The sequence below is a fragment of the Desulfosporosinus burensis genome (assembly GCF_054657535.1).
The window spans coordinates 134,249-151,059 of sequence record NZ_BAAHYN010000007.1 but is presented as its reverse complement, the minus strand read 5'-3'; the positions used below and the strand labels follow the sequence as shown (position 1 = coordinate 151,059).

Annotated in this window: 16 protein-coding genes and 1 riboswitch; of the genes, 15 read left to right on the top strand and 1 reads right to left on the bottom strand. The window is 45.3% G+C overall.

Annotated features, from left to right (window positions below):
* The first annotated feature begins 47 nt into the window (after positions 1 to 47).
* The 12 genes from ACYQ3Q_RS14095 to ACYQ3Q_RS14040 all read left to right on the top strand — a co-directional run bounded on the left by ACYQ3Q_RS14095 (position 48) and on the right by ACYQ3Q_RS14040 (position 13,025).
* Positions 48 to 401, top strand: coding sequence for a hypothetical protein (locus ACYQ3Q_RS14095; RefSeq protein WP_459929173.1), 354 nt, complete (start codon positions 48 to 50; stop codon positions 399 to 401).
* 105 nt (positions 402 to 506) lie between these two features.
* Entirely contained in the window at positions 507 to 1,622 is a 1,116-nt protein-coding gene (locus tag ACYQ3Q_RS14090; protein WP_459929172.1) for a CoA transferase subunit A, read from the top strand.
* A 98-nt stretch (positions 1,623 to 1,720) separates the two neighbouring features.
* Positions 1,721 to 2,599, top strand: coding sequence for a CoA-transferase subunit beta (locus ACYQ3Q_RS14085; RefSeq protein WP_459929171.1), 879 nt, complete (start codon positions 1,721 to 1,723; stop codon positions 2,597 to 2,599).
* A gap of 284 nt (positions 2,600 to 2,883) precedes the next feature.
* A riboswitch (purine riboswitch) is annotated at positions 2,884 to 2,985 on the top strand.
* Positions 2,986 to 3,274: 289 nt separating this feature from the next.
* Positions 3,275 to 3,784 (top strand): 5-(carboxyamino)imidazole ribonucleotide mutase, encoded by a 510-nt coding sequence (gene purE, locus ACYQ3Q_RS14080; protein ID WP_459929170.1) that lies wholly within the window; start codon positions 3,275 to 3,277, stop codon positions 3,782 to 3,784.
* Positions 3,781 to 5,076, top strand: coding sequence for an adenylosuccinate lyase (gene purB, locus ACYQ3Q_RS14075; protein ID WP_459929169.1), 1,296 nt, complete (start codon positions 3,781 to 3,783; stop codon positions 5,074 to 5,076). The genes purE and purB overlap by 4 nt, the downstream gene beginning before the upstream one ends.
* A gap of 356 nt (positions 5,077 to 5,432) precedes the next feature.
* On the top strand, positions 5,433 to 6,152 hold the full coding sequence (purC, locus tag ACYQ3Q_RS14070) for a phosphoribosylaminoimidazolesuccinocarboxamide synthase (protein WP_459929168.1): 720 nt from the start codon (positions 5,433 to 5,435) through the stop codon (positions 6,150 to 6,152).
* A gap of 81 nt (positions 6,153 to 6,233) precedes the next feature.
* Entirely contained in the window at positions 6,234 to 7,652 is a 1,419-nt protein-coding gene (gene purF / locus ACYQ3Q_RS14065) for an amidophosphoribosyltransferase (protein ID WP_459929167.1), read from the top strand.
* Positions 7,653 to 7,792: 140 nt separating this feature from the next.
* Positions 7,793 to 8,806, top strand: a complete 1,014-nt coding sequence (gene purM, locus ACYQ3Q_RS14060) for a phosphoribosylformylglycinamidine cyclo-ligase (RefSeq protein WP_459929166.1) — start codon at positions 7,793 to 7,795, stop codon at positions 8,804 to 8,806.
* Positions 8,803 to 9,420 carry a phosphoribosylglycinamide formyltransferase gene (gene purN / locus ACYQ3Q_RS14055; RefSeq protein ID WP_459929165.1) on the top strand — a complete coding sequence of 206 codons (618 nt, stop codon included), beginning with the start codon at positions 8,803 to 8,805 and terminating at the stop codon, positions 9,418 to 9,420. Before purM ends, purN begins: the two co-directional genes overlap by 4 nt.
* Positions 9,417 to 10,955: a bifunctional phosphoribosylaminoimidazolecarboxamide formyltransferase/IMP cyclohydrolase gene (purH, locus tag ACYQ3Q_RS14050; protein ID WP_459929164.1), complete on the top strand. Its 1,539-nt coding sequence runs from the start codon at positions 9,417 to 9,419 to the stop codon at positions 10,953 to 10,955. Before purN ends, purH begins: the two co-directional genes overlap by 4 nt.
* Positions 10,956 to 10,981: 26 nt before the next feature.
* Entirely contained in the window at positions 10,982 to 12,253 is a 1,272-nt protein-coding gene (gene purD, locus ACYQ3Q_RS14045; protein ID WP_459929163.1) for a phosphoribosylamine--glycine ligase, read from the top strand.
* Positions 12,254 to 12,479: 226 nt separating this feature from the next.
* A complete protein-coding gene (locus tag ACYQ3Q_RS14040; protein ID WP_459929162.1) occupies positions 12,480 to 13,025 on the top strand; it encodes a manganese catalase family protein in 546 nt (181 codons plus the stop codon).
* 49 nt (positions 13,026 to 13,074) lie between these two features.
* On the opposite strand, the gene ACYQ3Q_RS14035 is transcribed toward ACYQ3Q_RS14040, so the two are convergent.
* Positions 13,075 to 13,389, bottom strand: a complete 315-nt coding sequence (locus ACYQ3Q_RS14035) for a CC/Se motif family (seleno)protein (RefSeq protein WP_034140596.1) — start codon at positions 13,387 to 13,389, stop codon at positions 13,075 to 13,077.
* Positions 13,390 to 13,464: 75 nt separating this feature from the next.
* On the opposite strand from ACYQ3Q_RS14035, the gene ACYQ3Q_RS14030 reads away from it, so the two are divergent.
* From ACYQ3Q_RS14030 to ACYQ3Q_RS14020, 3 genes are all read left to right on the top strand, one after another.
* Positions 13,465 to 14,664: a helix-turn-helix transcriptional regulator gene (locus tag ACYQ3Q_RS14030; RefSeq protein ID WP_459929161.1), complete on the top strand. Its 1,200-nt coding sequence runs from the start codon at positions 13,465 to 13,467 to the stop codon at positions 14,662 to 14,664.
* Entirely contained in the window at positions 14,642 to 15,616 is a 975-nt protein-coding gene (locus ACYQ3Q_RS14025) for a helix-turn-helix transcriptional regulator (RefSeq protein WP_459929313.1), read from the top strand. Before ACYQ3Q_RS14030 ends, ACYQ3Q_RS14025 begins: the two co-directional genes overlap by 23 nt.
* A gap of 89 nt (positions 15,617 to 15,705) precedes the next feature.
* Positions 15,706 to 16,635, top strand: coding sequence for a 3'-5' exoribonuclease YhaM family protein (locus ACYQ3Q_RS14020; RefSeq protein WP_459929160.1), 930 nt, complete (start codon positions 15,706 to 15,708; stop codon positions 16,633 to 16,635).
* Positions 16,636 to 16,811 lie beyond the last annotated feature (176 nt).

Below are 16,811 nucleotides of genomic sequence, written 5' to 3'. Positions count from 1 at the left end.
AAAATATAATATAGCTATTTTTATTATCTTGATTTGGAGGCTTAATTATGGAACAGTTAAGAGACTTTTCAAAGGGCAGCGAAGATATGATTTCCAATCAAGATCTATATGTCACTATGATGCGTAAGGTATGGTTGGACAATGCCTTGAATATAGCGTGTCAGGAAGTTTGCCAATTGTTAAAAGAGATAACGAATGGTTCAGAAAGAGATCTAGGAAAACAAAAAATATTTTATAGAGAACCAAGCTTTAAAAAAGCATTAAAGCAAGAATGGAAGAATAAGGAGTTGGCTTTAGAACATTTAGCAAATGTTTTAGAAGTGGCCCGCCAACAGATTAGATTGGAAAGCCAGATAATTTGTGAGGAAGAATTATCGATTTCAAATGAGGAAATTGAATGATATACACTTCAGATGATTCTTTATATCCTGATGATTGTTACACATATCGAGCAATGGCTAGGTGACATAAAAACTCTTCCATATGGACAAGAAGGGTAGGTAACTATGTTGGATTTTAAAGAAAAGGTAATGTCCGCAGAAGAAGCTGTAAAACGTTATATTCCATCGGGTACTCACATTGCCTTTGGCGGATTTACTATTCTAAGGCGTCCGATGGCTATTGGTCGAGAAATCGTTCGCCAGGGGATAGGCGATTTATATGTTACCATGAATGGTGGAAGTGCAGTTGAAGAGATGCTAGCCGGTGCTGGCTTGATTAAATGGCTTGAAACGACCTACATTGGCCTAGAGGGCAGTATGCCTGTTGCGTACGCTATCCGAAAAGCCATTGAAACTGGAAAAATCGAACTCATTGAGGATTACTCGAACTGGAGTTTTGCTTTACGGACGGTGGCGGGGAAATATGGGTTGCCCTTTATGCCTTGTTTAGGGGATTTAGGGAGTGATCTCTTAGAATATGATTCTTTTGGTAAAGCCGGTTTACGGGGTAGAGACGATCAAGGTGAATGGATTCATCCCGGAATACCCCCTAAGAAGTATGAAGTGATCGATGATCCGTTTGAGGGTTGGGGACTCAGACCGCGCCGTTTCCGAAGCGGAGAAGATACCTGTAGTAATAAAACTAATTTATACCGAGATAAGAAGGATTGGCCGACTGCGTACACCGGAAAACCTGGTGTTAAAGTTGCGCTAGTCCCCCCCGTCTTGCCGGAAGTTTGTGTCGTTCATGCTCAAAGAGTAGCCTATGATGGTACGGTCCGGATGGAAGGCCTGATCGGTCCAGATATTGATCAGTCTTTATGCGGCCGTATACTCATTGTAGAATGTGAACGGATCTGTCACCCGGAAGAATTAAGGGAAAAACCAGAGCTTAATCAAATCCCTGCCCATGCAGTACATGCCATTGTCGAGCAGCCCTTTGGCTGTTATCCGACGGCTGTCCCCAATTATTATGATTATGATTATTCTTGGTTTAATAACTATATTAAGGCAGTGAATCACAAATCTGAAGCTGAGGTTAAGCAATTCTGGCAAGACCATGTCGCTTCTACCAAAAATGATTGGGATTATTTATTCCAAACCATTGGGATGGAAAAACTCTTTGCGTTAAGAACGGATCCACATTATCATTATAATCCTAACCTTGAGCGGTTTAAATAAAAATTTCGACACTGGGCTCTCAATGGTTCGGCTGCAGCCTAGTTGCACTTATGCACATAAACTTATACTTTCTGAGATGCGAAAAGAGGGGCGAGAATATGCCTAAACAAATGGATAACGTAAATAATGACGAAAATTCTTTTCTAAATACAGATGATCAAGCAGCGAGTGACTATACCCACGTAGAATTGTTAGCTGTTGCCACTGCTCGGGAAATAAATGACGGAGATTTTGCCTTCGTGGGGACGGGGTTACCCCTTTTAGCAGCTGGTTTAGCTCAACACACTAAAGCCCCTAATATGACAATCATTCTGGAGGCCGGTACAGTAGGACCAAGCATCAAACATCTACCGGTTTCAGTAGCTGACCCACGTGCGGGCTATATGGCCACGATCCTTTCCACGACTGCTGATGCCTTTGGGACGATCGCCAGCCGGGGTTATTGTTCGCTTGGGGTTCTTGGAGCAGCGGAATGTGACAAATATGGGAATCTTAACTCGACTGCCATAGGCGGCTATTGGCCAAATGGTGTAGAGTCGGGAACGAAGGGCTCTCGAACTCGTTTAACAGGTAGTGGTGGAGCCAATAGCATAGCAAATCTTGCAGATAAGGTGATCGTGATGATGGTTCACGAAAAACGCCGTTTCCCCGAAAAAGTTGAATATTTGACATCTCCTGCCGGAGCAAGGGGCCCAAAAGGAGAAGGGCGTCTTGACTATGGTATTTTTCGGGGAGGGGAGATGGTTGTGATTAGTGATTTAGGAATTCTGAGACCCAATCCCGAGAGTGGAATCCTAGAACTTGAACAATATTATCCCGGAGTTGACCCGCAATTTGTGCAAGAAAACACAGGCTGGCCTTTAGTCATCAATAATGCCCGAGAAATGGCAAGTCCTACGATCAAGGAAATAAACATTTTACGCACGTATGTAGACCCAGAGCGTCTCTATCTAGGGCGTAAAAGTAAGCGTTCTTAGTAAGTTCTCGAAGAGATTTAAGTACTGGATGCAGTAGCAAACAACTGCGTAATACCGGCGTGACATTTGACACTTTCTTTAACCCCCACTCGTGATCTTGTTTCACGAGTGGGGGTTAATAGGTCTCTTGAGGTAAGATAGCCCGGATAAGGCTAGAGGGGGATCTTGAAGTAAATCATTATAAAACTACCAGTCAATAGGGCTTATCGAACGTTTTTATAAAAATATACTTCAATGTTCGATTTTCTATTGACCTTAAGGATACCTTCTTGTAAAATGAACTTATCCAAAATTCATAAGGAGTTCATATAACCGCGGTGATATGGTCCGCAAGTTTCTACCAGGCTGCCGTAAATTGCCTGACTATGAGCGAAAGTGTACCTAGGGCAATTGATTATGTCCAAGTGGTACAGGTTTGATTAAGCAATCAAATCACACCGAAGGGATAAAAGCCCAGGCGGGTAGGTTTCACTCTGATAAAAGGGTGTAATCTGCTCTGGCCTGGGTTTTTGCTATGGTTAGGGGTAAGGAAAAGAGTAAAAGTAAGGAAAAGAGTAAAAGTAAGGAAAAGAGTAAAAGTAAGGAAAAGAGTAAAAGTAAGGAAAAGAGTAAAAGTAAGGAAAAGGGTAAGGATAAGGATAAACGTAAAATTAGGGAAAGAGGGGCGAAAATTAGATGAGCCAGATTGGGGTCATTATGGGCAGTGATTCAGACTACAAAATCATGGAGGACACACTGATCGTTCTCCGTCAGTTTGAACTTGATTATGAAGTCAAAATATCTTCCGCCCATAGAACATTGGAAAGAACCGTAGATTGGGTGAAAGCTTTTGAAGCTCAAGGAGGAAAACTCATCATTGCAGCGGCAGGGTTAGCTGCTCATTTGCCAGGGGTTGTGGCCGGGGCAACAATTCTACCTGTGATCGGTGTTCCCCTCAGTAGTGGTGCCATGGAAGGTATCGACGCGCTTTATTCCATTGTGCAAATGCCTCCAGGAATTCCTGTTGCCACCGTAGGCATTGGTGCAGCACGCAATGCTGCGTTGCTAGCGGTACAGATTCTAGCCATTCAGGATAAACCTTTGAGTATTAAGGTTTATAACTATCGAACCCAGATGCAGAAGGACATCGAAGCGAAGGACGAAGCGTTGCAAAAACGCTTAAGTGAAAAGGGGACTCAAGTATGATTGAACGGTATACGCTTCCTGAAATGGGGGGGATTTGGACAGACGAACATCGCCTCGCTCTCTGGTTGAAGATTGAAATTGCCGCCTGTGAAGGGTGGGCCAAACTAGGAAAGATTCCGAATGAGGCAGTGGAGGTCATCCGAGAGAAGGCTGCTTTTTCGTGGGAAAGGGTACAGGCTATTGAAGAAGTAACCCAACATGATGTGCTAGCATTCTTGACCAATGTTGCAGAGAATGTGGGAGATGAAGCAAAACACATTCATCTTGGCCTTACATCTTCAGATGTTCTGGATACAGCGTTATCCCTACAATTGGTAGAAGCGTCTGATATTTTGTTGTCTAAAATGGAGGGGTTGGAAGCGTCCTTACGCCGCAGGGCGATGGAACATCGAGATACCCTAATGATGGGGCGAACCCATGGAATTCACGCTGAGCCGATTACCCTGGGGTTGAAGTTTGCGCTCTGGTACGATGAAATTAGACGTCAAAAGAAGCGTTTAGATTTTGCCCGTGAGGAAATACGGGTAGGCAAGATTTCTGGAGCAGTGGGGACGTTTGCCAATGTAGATCCTCAAGTTGAAGCACATGTTTGCCAAGTACTTCACTTAGAGCCAGCTTTAATATCGACACAAATCCTACAACGCGATCGGCATGCCTTCTTCATGACGACGCTTGCGGGTATCGCAAGCTCGCTGGATAAAATGGCGACCGAGCTTCGTAACCTACAGCGGACCGATGTCCATGAAGTGGAAGAAGCCTTTGCCAAAGGACAGAAAGGCTCCTCAGCTATGCCTCACAAGAAGAATCCCATAACTCCAGAACGCATTTGCGGCATGGCCCGGGTTATTCGTGCCAATGCCCAAGTAGCCTTGGAAAATGTCGCCTTATGGCATGAACGAGATATTTCCCATTCCTCGGCGGAGCGGATGATTTTACCGGACAGCACCATTGCTCTCGACTATATGCTCCATAAGATGACCCAGCTTATAGAACGGTTGGAAGTATTTCCAAAGCAAATGAAGCTGAACATTGACAAGGGATTCGGCCTAATTTTTTCCCAACGGGTCATGCTGGCCTTAGTCGAAAAGGGTGCCAGTCGGGAGTCAGCATACGCTTTGGTACAACGCAATGCCATGGAAGCCTGGAATACTAAAGAGCAATTTCAGAACCTGATCAGTAGAGACTCTAGTATACGGGAATATGTAAATGAAGAAGAGATTAGCGACCTATTTGATTATGCCTACCATACTAAGCACGTAGCCGACATTTTTCAGCGCTTAGGCCTTGTTTAGTGTTAGACCCAGCCAGAGGATGTAGGGGCAATTCATGAATTGCCCTACGAGGGCACGGAGAGAAGAATCGGGTCAAGTGAATGCAAATCAAGAACCGTCCCCAACTTGCACAACTTGCACGGAATTCTCGGTCGTTCCAACCCCCGTGTGGGACCCAAGCTAGAGGAAGTTTCTTAGCTTAGGGAGCACGGAGAGAGGAATCGCGTAAATGAGCGCAGACGATAAGGCGTTAAGAAACGCAACGGTTAACATGCAGAAAGCCCAGAGGTTTTGCGTTTTAGCCTTAGCGTCAAGTGAATAGCGATGGAACGTGTGCGACCGTGCTAATAAACTGACGATTGAAAGGGGTAAGATTAATGGAAAAGTTAGAATTGCGTTATGAGGGAAAAGCAAAGAGAGTTTACGATACTAATCACAGTGACTATTTCTGGGTAGCCTATAAAGATGATGCTACAGCTTTTAATGGCGAGAAAAAAGGACAAATCGTGGATAAGGGAGAAGTCAATAATCAGTTATCAGCACTCTTCTTTGAAGAGATAGAAAAGGCGGGTATCCCAACCCACTATGTTAGATTGTTAAGCGAGCGGGATATGCTTGTGCGTCGCCTAGACATGATTCCTCTCGAGGTGGTTGTTCGTAACATTGTGGCCGGAAGCTTAGCGAAACGCCTTGGAGTCGAGGAGGGCTTTGTTCTCAGCCGACCGGTTGTGGAATTGTATTATAAAGATGATGCACTAGGAGATCCGATGGTCAATGAATCTCATGTCGCAGCGATGGGATGGGCTAGCGTAGATCATGCGAGAGAAATTCAAGCTTTAGGCTTCAGAATTAACGAAATATTAAAGAACATCTTAGTAAAAGCAGGGATCGACTTGATTGACTTTAAACTAGAGTTTGGGGTTGCGGATGGAAAAGTCTATCTGGGAGATGAGATATCTCCAGATACTTGCCGTTATTGGGATATCGAAACTCGTGAGAAGCTCGATAAGGATCGCTTCCGAAGGGATCTTGGCAGAGTGGAAGAGGCCTATCAGGAAGTCTATCGTCGGGTAAAAGACGCCCTTGCTCAGGCGTAGGGTAAAGCTGACTTTTTAGAGTTAAGGTAATTTGGATAGGAATTAATGATTTAATCACTGGGTGGGAGAGGGAGGCCGGGAATGATCGAATTTGGAGAAGATAAACCGAAAGAAGAATGTGGCGTCTTTGGAATTTATGCTCCCGATCAGGAGGTCGCACGTTTAACTTACTACGGGCTGTATGCATTACAACATAGAGGGCAAGAAAGTGCCGGTATCGCTACTTCAGATGGTCGAGGCATCACGCTGCATAAAGGAATGGGTTTAGTGTCAGAGGTGTTTTCTGACCGCGTTGTTGAAGGTCTCAAAGGAAAAATGGCAATCGGGCATGTTCGTTATTCCACGACGGGGTCAAGCTTGCTCGCTAATGCCCAGCCCTTGGTGGTACACTATCAAAAAGGTATGATGGCCTTGGCCCATAATGGAAATTTGACGAATGCCTTGGAACTACGGGAAGAACTGGGGAAAAACGGAGCAGTTTTCCAAACAACGATTGATAGCGAAGTCATCATTAACCTTATTACTCGCTATTGCCGAGATTCCTTAGAAGATGCCCTGGTCAAGACCATGATGGATCTACGAGGAGCGTATGCCTTGGTTATCCTTGCCGAGGATAAGCTGTTTGGAATGAGGGATCCCCATGGTGTTCGTCCATTATGTATTGGTCTAATGGGTGACCGCTATTGTCTTGCCTCAGAAAGTTGTGCGCTAGATACTGTTGGAGCAGAGTTTGTGAGGGATGTCGAACCCGGCGAAATTGTTGTTATCGATGATGACGGATTGCACTCGCGTCAAGGGCTTACCAAAACTGCGCAAACGTCTTGTGCCTTCGAATACATCTATTTTGCTCGACCGGATAGCACGATGGATCAGTTAAACGTTTCCGAGAGCAGACGTCAGATGGGCATTGAATTGGCCCGCGAATGTCCGATTGATGCGGATCTGGTAATCGCAGTCCCAGATTCAGGAACGGCTTCTGCTCTTGGATATGCCACGGCTTTGGGGATTCCCTTTGGTGAAGGACTTATTAAGAACCGTTACGTCGGACGCACCTTTATTCAACCGACTCAGGCTATGAGAGAAGTTGGGGTTCGCTTGAAACTTAACGCTAATACGAGCGTTCTCAAAGATAAGCGTGTAGTTATGATTGATGATTCCATCGTGCGAGGAACGACGAGTTCCAAGCTCGTAAAAATGGTCAAGAATGCAGGGGCCAAGGAAGTGCATTTCTTAATCAGTTCTCCACCAGTAGCCTACCCGTGCTATTACGGAATCGATACAGCAGAACGAGAGAAGCTTATTGCCAATCAATTAGACATTGAAGGAATTCGTAAGTTTGTAGGGGCAGATTCGTTGCATTATATTTCCGAGGAAGGACTGCTTCGGGCACTTGGCACGTCGGAGGTTTGTTTGGCTTGTTTTAACGGCGTTTATCCTATTCCACTCTCGAATTTAAACCAAAGCAAGAACAATTTTGAACAGAGGAATTCTTGCGGATAAGTTTTGCGAGGTTCGAGGCTCGAAGCTCGAGGTTCGAAGTACTTTCGAATATGGACCATGCACCTTATAAACTATTAGGTGAGATAGAGTAAATCTATAAAGAATATGCTGACGCATTGAAACTGTAAGGAGGAACAACGTTGGGATACTCATATCGAGACGCGGGCGTCGACATTCAGGCTGGAAATGAAGTGGTAGAACGCATCAAACCAGCAGTTGCTAGAACACTTCGTCCGGAAGTTCTCGGCGGTCTTGGCGGGTTTGGTGGACTTTTTAAGCTGGATTTGGCAAAATATCCGGATCCAGTCCTTGTTTCTGGAACGGATGGTGTGGGAACGAAGCTTCGGCTGGCTTTTCAGATGAATCGACATGATAGTATTGGGCAAGATGCGGTCGCTATGTGCGTCAATGATATTTTAGTCCAAGGTGCAGAGCCTTTGTTTTTTCTCGATTATCTGGCAGTTGGAAAGGTGGAGCCGAGCCGAGTTGCTGAGGTCGTCGGCGGGGTAGCAAAAGGGTGTGAAATAGCTGGTTGCGCATTGATCGGGGGAGAAACGGCAGAAATGCCTGGTTTCTATGCTGAAGATGAATATGATATTGCCGGATTCTCAGTGGGGGTTGTCAATCGTCAGCGGTTAATTGATGGAGCAAAGATTCAAGTGGGAGATGTCCTTATAGGCTTACCCTCAACAGGACTCCATAGCAATGGCTATTCCTTGGCCCGAAAAATTGTTGAGAAAATCTCCTTGGATGAAGTAATTCCTGAGCTAGGAGAAGCGCTTGGCGAGGCTTTACTTCGTCCGACGAAGATTTATGTTAAGTCCATATTGCCGCTTCTTGAGGGAGGGGAAATTTTAGGTATGGCTCATATCACGGGGGGAGGGTTAACGGAAAACGTCCCCCGGGTCTTGCCAGCGGGTTTAGGGGTGCGGATTGATTTAAACGCTTGGGAGCGTCCAGCAATCTTTACATTTCTTCAACGCCTTGGAGATGTAGCCTGGCCAGAAATGTATCGAACCTTCAATATGGGGATTGGTTTTGTGCTCGTTGTTAGTCAGGAAGATGAAAATTCCGTCCGTCAAAAACTCGCTGATTTAGGCGAGAACAGCTTTGCCATTGGCAGGGTTGTTGAGGGAGAAGGGGTGGGGTATTGAGGACGGCGATACTGGCTTCTGGTCGGGGGAGTAATCTCCAGGCCTTAATTGAGGCCTGTCAGAGTGGCTGTCTCCCCATCAAAATTGTGGCTGTGGGGTCAGATCAACCTGGGACTGGGGCACTGAAGCGATCTGAAGAGGCAGGAATTCCTACTCGTGTTTTCCCAATCATAAATTACCCCCATCGCCAAGCTCAGGAGGAAGATATCCTGATTTGGATGCGAGAAAACCGAGTGGAGCTATTACTCTTGGCCGGGTATATGCGAGTTTTAAGTCCACAGTTTATTCGTCAGGTTAAATTTCCAGTCCTGAATATTCATCCTTCCTTGCTTCCAGCCTTCCCGGGGCTCCATGCCCAGCTGCAAGCAGTAGAGTATGGGGTTAAGGTAAGCGGTTGTACGGTACACCTGGTGGATGAAGGCCTGGACAGCGGCCCAATTATTTTACAAGAAGCGGTCCCTGTTTTACCTGAGGACACTGAAGAGAGTTTAGCCCAGAGAATTTTAGAGGTGGAACATCGCCTCTATCCAGAGGCTGTGCGTTTGATGGTTTTAGGGAAAGTGCATCGTTCCGGGCGACGAGTACAGATTATACAACAGGAGGGATTAGAATGAAGCGAAGAGCTATTATTAGCGTTTCAGACAAAACGGGAATCGTTGCTTTAGCGCGTGAATTAGTAGATTTAGGCTTTGAATTGATTTCGACTGGAGGAACTTACAAAACTCTGGACGAAGCCAATATTCCAGTAAGCTATGTAAGTGAGGTTACTGGATTTCCTGAAGTTTTGGATGGTCGGGTGAAGACACTCCATCCTTTAATCCACGGCGGAATTTTAGCACGGGATTGTCTCGAACATATGGAGCAAATGGAGCAAAATGGAATTCGTTTTATTGATTTAGTGGTTGTGAATCTTTATCCGTTCCGAGAAACGATTGCCAAGCCAGGGGTGACTTTTGAAGAGGCGATCGAGAATATTGATGTAGGTGGACCGACTATGGTTCGCGCAGCGGCCAAAAACCATGGGCGGGTTATTATAGTGGTCAATCCAGAGTCCTATGAAGAAGTTATCAGCTTGCTGCGCGAGACGGGAACTGTTTCAGCAGGCATTCGCAAGCGCCTAGCAGCTGAAGCCTTTGCTCATACCGCGGAATATGATCGTCTAATTGCCGGGTATTTAGAGCGGCAACTTGAACCCACTGGCAGTTTCCCAGAAACCCTTCGTTTAACGGCTCAAAAAGTGCAAGAATTACGTTATGGTGAGAACCCGCAGCAGAAGGCTGCGTTCTATGTTAATTCAGAAGCTGGGGAAGGATCCTTGGCTAACGGAAGACAACTTCAAGGAAAGGAACTTTCCTACAATAATTGGAACGATATGGATGCAGCCTGGAAAATAGTACACGAGTTTGATTCGTGTGCAGCGGCGATTATTAAGCACTCTAATCCTTGTGGAGTTGCTTTGGGAAAGACCCCTCTAGAGGCCTATGAGAGTGCCTATGCTGCGGATCCTATCTCCGCTTTTGGTGGGATAGTTGCCTTTAACCGTGTGGTTGAAACGACCTGCGTTGAAGCACTTCAAGAGCGTTTTTATGAAGTGATTATTGCACCTGAATTCAGTCCTGAAGCTCGAGAGATTCTCAGTGCGAAGCAAAATCTTCGGCTCTTCGTAGTCGGACGAGGTGACTCCAATAAAACAAAAATTGGCCTTAAAAGCATCGATGGCGGATATCTTGTTCAAGAGATCGATCGAGGGACAACGGCGGTCACTGAATGGGATGTTGTGACAGACCATAAACCAACAGAAGAGGATCTCCAAGCGCTTGATTTTGCGTGGCGCGTTGTGAAGCATGTCAAGTCAAACGCCATCGTGGTCACAGATCATAGACGAACACTGGGTGTCGGAGCAGGGCAAATGAATCGTGTAGGTTCAGTCAAGATAGCCCTCGACCAGGCTGGAGATAACTCTAAAGGGGCTTATTTGGCCTCGGATGCTTTCTTTCCGTTCCCAGATTCTATTGAAGAGGCAGCTAGGGCAGGAATCCGGGCGATTGTCCAACCGGGAGGATCCCTTAAAGATGCTGCAGTGATCGAGGCGGCCAACCGTTTAAACATCATGATGGTTTTTACGCATCGTCGGCATTTTCAGCATTAATATCGATTGGAAGACGAGGTGAGATTATGGGTTACAGCAAACGGGTGTTAATTGTAGGCAACGGAGGACGCGAACATGCTCTGGCTTGGAAATTAGCGCAGAGCCCAGAACTTGAACAGCTATTTGTCTCGCCTGGGAATGCTGGGACTCTGTTATGGAATGTGGCAATACCAACTCACGATATTGCGGGCTTAGTCGAATTTGCGCTCCAAGAATCGATTGATTTAACCATAGTCGGGCCGGAAGACCCTTTGAGCTTAGGGATCGTAGATGCCTTTCAGGAAGCTGGTCTACGGATCTTTGGACCGAATCAGGCGGCAGCACTGTTGGAGGGGAGCAAATCCTTCGCTAAAACCATTATGGAAGAAGCGAAGATCCCTACAGCAGAGTGGCAGGTATTTGAGGATTCGGACCAAGCTAAAAACTATCTCAAAACCATTGGAGCCCCCTGCGTTTTAAAGGCAGATGGTCTAGCTGCGGGTAAGGGGGTCATTGTTGCACAAGATCTGGAAACCGCTCTCCAGGCAGTCGATGAAATTATGGACGGTGGATTTGGTTCTGCGGGTAAAAAGCTTGTGATTGAGGAATTTCTGGAAGGACAAGAAGTCAGCTTGCTTTGTTTTTCTGACGGAGAAACTGCGTTGCCAATGGTTCCCGTACAAGACCACAAGCGGGCCTTAGACGGTGATCAAGGGCTTAACACTGGCGGAATGGGAACCTATAGCCCTCCTCCGATTTGGTCGCCTGAGCTGGAAGCAAACGTCATGCGCGACCTTGTTGCTCCGACCTTGCGGGTTATGCAAGAGCGAGGGACACCCTTTAGGGGGGTACTTTTCCTAGGGTTGATGCTAACCCAGAAGGGGCCTAAACTTCTGGAATACAATGTTCGGTTTGGTGATCCTGAAACCCAAGTCGTGATGAAACGCCTGAAATCGGATCTTTTGCCGATTCTTTGGGCGTGTACAGAACGCCGTTTGTCTGAGGTTCAGTTGGAGTGGAAAGAAGAAGTTGCAGTCTGTGTCGTGATGGCCGCTGAAGGTTACCCATTAGCATACTCTAAGGGGATATCCATCCGATTACCTGAGGTAAGGGAGAATTCAGAGATATTCCATGCTGGGACGGAAATCGTTGAGGGACAACTTTTGAGTAGCGGGGGCAGGGTATTGGGGATAACCTCAGATGGGAAAACCCTCCAAGAGGCTCGGGAGAAGGCTTATGCTTTGGTGCAACAAATCGAGTTTCCCAACGCTCATTTTCGACGGGATATTGGAGTAAAAGGGCTGGAGGATAAAATTTAACAAATTCTTCACATAAAGTTCACGGAACAGAAACATTTAAGCGTTATAATCTAAACTATCCAATGATTACCTATTAGTTTGTTGGTTACTATAAATCCTTCTTCTTCTCATTTTTTCCCCTCTTCTTGCCCCTACTAGTGATAGTGGGGGTTTTTTCTTGTGTGACCATAGGAATCCTGTTTCCATATACTGTAGGCAGGATTGAAAAATTGGGGGAGGGATAAAAGTGTTCTATTATAAAAAACGTTTAATATATCCCGTACATGTTGAAGGGCCGGATCCGATCTTGGCTAAAGTTTTGTTCGAAGATTACCAGAGAGAATTAAGATCTTCTATACATTACTTAAACCGTCGATCTAATATATCAAACCGCTATGTTCGGGAACTGCTAGGGTTAATCGCCGCGGAAGAATTAGGGCACATGGAGATAATTTCGGTAGCGATTAATAAATTAGGTGGATCACCGCTAATCAGTGATAATTCTCAAAGTGCTTTGTGGGGAATGAACAATATTGACCAAACCCTGGATTCCATAGCTATGTTACAGCTCGATGTCGAGGCAGAAGCCCGTGCGAGCCAACGCTACCATCAACATATAGGATTTACGAATGATCTTCATATGAAGCGGCTGAATAAGTTTTTAGGCAACAGGGAAGAGGTACATAGACGTTTGTTGCAAAAAGCACAGACCTTAATCCATAAAATTGGTTCTCCAGATGAGTTCAACGAATTGATCTATGATTATAAAGTAAGTCTGCAGATCTTGGAATAATGTTAGGGTATGTTCTAATAACATAAAAAGTCGGCCTAAATGGCCGACTTTAATATTTAATAACCCAATCGGTAACGATTAACCCTTCTGAAAATCCCAGTATTTCAGTATCGATGGTTACTTCTGGCTTGGGAATCAGATTTCGGTCATAGTATACCGTGATTCCATTAACATTATACCTGTGAAAGTTTTCTGGTTTTCGAGGGCTTCCTTTGCGTACCTTAGGGGGAGTAGCTAGCGGAATACAACATTGTGTCAAGATCATAAGTTCAATGTAAAATTCATTTTTTTTAGCCTTGTGAAGGAATTCCATAGCTTTCTGTGTAATGTTAATCTTCATACTCGTTTTTAGGCTAGGATCCACGATGGGTTCACCTCCTTCGACATATCTTATTCTAACATTTTAGCTTCAGGTTGCAAGGGATGGGGGTAGGTAAGTTTGGATAAGTTAACGCGTCAACGAGCGATGGTCAAAGGCATTGCTACAGAACCATGGGTAAATACTTACTTAAGCTTGGCAAGGAAATTTGGGGTAAGCCAGGCAACTGTTCAAAGGGATTTCGAAGAAATGAAGGACAACGGTTTTCGATTTAAGCTGGATGGAAGGGGAACACTATATCTGATCTCGAGCGGTTGGAATGGGATTGTGCCGGTTAAGGCATCAACACTTCGACAAATGGAGATCTTGCGCATGCTTACATCCACCCCTCAAGGATTGAGCAGCCTGGAAATCTACAAGCGGTTTAATCGACGGGATGAGGAAGAAATCAGTAGTAAAACGGTGGAACGGGCTATGAAAGACTTAGAAAAGAAGAACCTTATTAAGCGCCGGGGGGATGAGTACGTAGTCTGTCTGGAGCAGGTGCTGCCTCCTATCCAGTTAGCATTGAGGGAAAAGACCCTTCTTTTAGAAGCGTTAAACGTGGCAGGTGCTCTGGCACCTATTTCAGATCAAATGAAATCCCTAGACGCCAAACTTAAACTATGGCTTGGTGAGAATAATTCATCACGAGAAACCATGTTTGTGCACGGGAGAACTCCGACTCAAGATGTACATCGCAGCCAATGTTGTTATGAACTTGAAGAGGCTGCTCGAAGTAAATGTCAAGTTGATATTCTCTATCGCAAAGAGGAAGAAGCAGCACGGTTACTTAGATTAAATCCACTAGGGATTGTTTATTACTGGGTTCTAGATAATTGGTATCTTATTGCTCAGGATGGGCGAGATCAAACGATTAAAACCTATTTAGTGAATCGTATTTTAGATGTCACCCGTTTTAAGGAGGCTTCATTTCCCCCAATTGAAGGATTTAATCTTAAGTCTTGGTATCGATATGCTTGGGGAGTTTATCGGGATCAAAAACCGGTAGAGGTTGTCATTCGTTTTCATAATCATTTTTCAACCCTTAACCGTGTAAAAGATGAACTTGCTAGCCGGACAACCTGTACCTTAATCGAGGAGGGAGAAGGTTTGTTAATGAGAGATAAGGTGGAAGGATTAGATGAACTAGCGGTTTGGTTACGTGGGTTTGGAGCGGGTGCTGAGGTTCTTGAACCTCCCACACTTAGAGAAAAGGTTAGGGAAGAATTCACACGCCTCCTGAAAATGTATGGAGGTGAATCCTTTGGAATCGATTGAGCGCATGGGGAAAATCATGGCCTTGCTTGAAGCCCATCCTGAGGGATTAAGCGGACGAACCTTGGCCGATGGATGCGGCGTTCCTTGGGGCACGATGAAACAGGATCTTAAAGTGCTAGCTTCTTCCATTGAAAATACAGTACCTTTATATACGGATCATGATGAAGGAAATGATGACGATGAGGAGGATCTTTTTCAACCGGAGGTCAAATGGTTTATGGCTGCGGCCGAAAAACGTTACACTCCGGTGCATCTGAATGTTCGTGAGGCAGTAGGGGTCTTAGGAACACTAGACTTTTTGCAGGAAGAGAATGCTCTCAAAGAGGGATTAAGACAAAAGATCTTGGCTGGGTTTGATTTAGAAGAGGAAGAGAGTTGTCGCTACATCAAAGGGGGACTTTCTCCCTTGGAGCCTATTCAAGGGAATACTTTCCCACTGATAGAGAATGCAATTTTGAAAAATAAGCGGGTGACCATCCAATTTAACGGCCGAGAGATAGCGGTGGACCCTTTGGGTATTGTCTATTATTCGCGTTTAAGGTGTTGGTATTTGGTTGCTCGACACGGGGAGTTGCTTAAGACCTATCATTTAAAGAATGTTCACGAGGTGAACGTAACCAACGAATCGTTTGTTTACCCAGCAGGTTTTTCTCTTAAGGATTGGTTCGGGCCACGTTGGGGAATGGAATATGGTGAGTTGGTCCGAGTCAAAGTACGCTTTCTCAATCGTTCGCAAACGGTTGCTAAGGTACGTAAAGATGTGGCGCATCGTTCAAGTCGACTAACTACCTTGGAGGATGGATCGATTCTTTTTGAAGATGACATCATTGGGGTTAATGAATTCATTACTTGGGTTTTAGGATTTGGATCTGCGGCCGAAATTCTAGAACCGGTGGAGTTTCGAGAACTTATTCTTAAGCGAGTTCGAGAAACTTTGGGGAATTATAGATAGCATGCAATTTCATTGATAACATAGAAAAGTCTCCCCACTCTGTTACAATATTATTATAAGGCCCTTAAGAGAAAGGAAGAGTTTATTATATGCTAAAAGATTGTAAAGCTGGGGAACGGTTTGAGGGAACTGTCCTAGTCAACGAATGGAAAGAAGTTCCCTTTCGTCAAAAACCTGGAGCATATCTCTCCTTGACGTGTCAAGACCGCTCGGGAATGATTCAAGGTAAAATGTGGAACTATGATCCGCAAGTCCTGGGATGGCTAAATGATCAAGACATTTTCCGTGTCAAAGGAGTTGCTTCTGAATACCGAGGTACACTTGATCTCACGATTGAAACAATACGGATGATTCCCCAGGAAGAGGTCGATTTATCCGACCTTTTGCCGAGTTCTCCAGTCACCGCGGAAGAATTGGAAAATCGCTTACAGTCCCTTTTAGCAAAGATTACACAACCAGAACTCAAAGCACTACTGGATCAGTTTTTAATTCACCCGGTATGGGGATCAGCCTATCGACAAGCCCCTGCCGCCCTGAAAATCCATCAAGCCTATTTGCGCGGGCTTTGGGAACATAGTATTAGAGTGGCTGAGATGGCAGCCGGGATTTCGGTGAATTACCTGAAAATGGACCGGGATTTAGTCATCACGGGTGCACTTTTGCATGACGTTGGTAAGATCGGGGAGTATTCTTACACTCGAGGGATTAAAGTAACAACAGAAGGGCGACTCCTGGGGCACATTATCTTAGGGATCGAACTTCTGAGCGAGGAGATCGCGAGAATCCCGAATTTTCCACGTGAGTTGCGATCCAAATTACTGCATATCCTTACAAGTCACCATGGTAAATATGAGTGGCAATCTCCAAAAAGGCCCAAGTTGATGGAGGCCTTGGTGGTCCATCATGCAGATGTCATGGATGCCGAACTTTTCCATTTTGAGCAAGCTAAAGAGAACCACCCTGAAGATGAATGGTCGCCGTATATTCCGAGCATGGAGCGGTGTATTTATTTGAAGTAGGGGAGGAAGTGTCTTAGCCTATTCGGTAGAGATATAAAATATTCCGAATACATTCCCAAGTACTAAAAGTGAATCAGTGAACTCGTCCAGCTAAAGCTGAACATCGAGTCTTCGGTGGAGGACTCTAACCCCACCGAAGCAGAGTACGGGGACCCACTCCCACTTGAAGAAGTGGG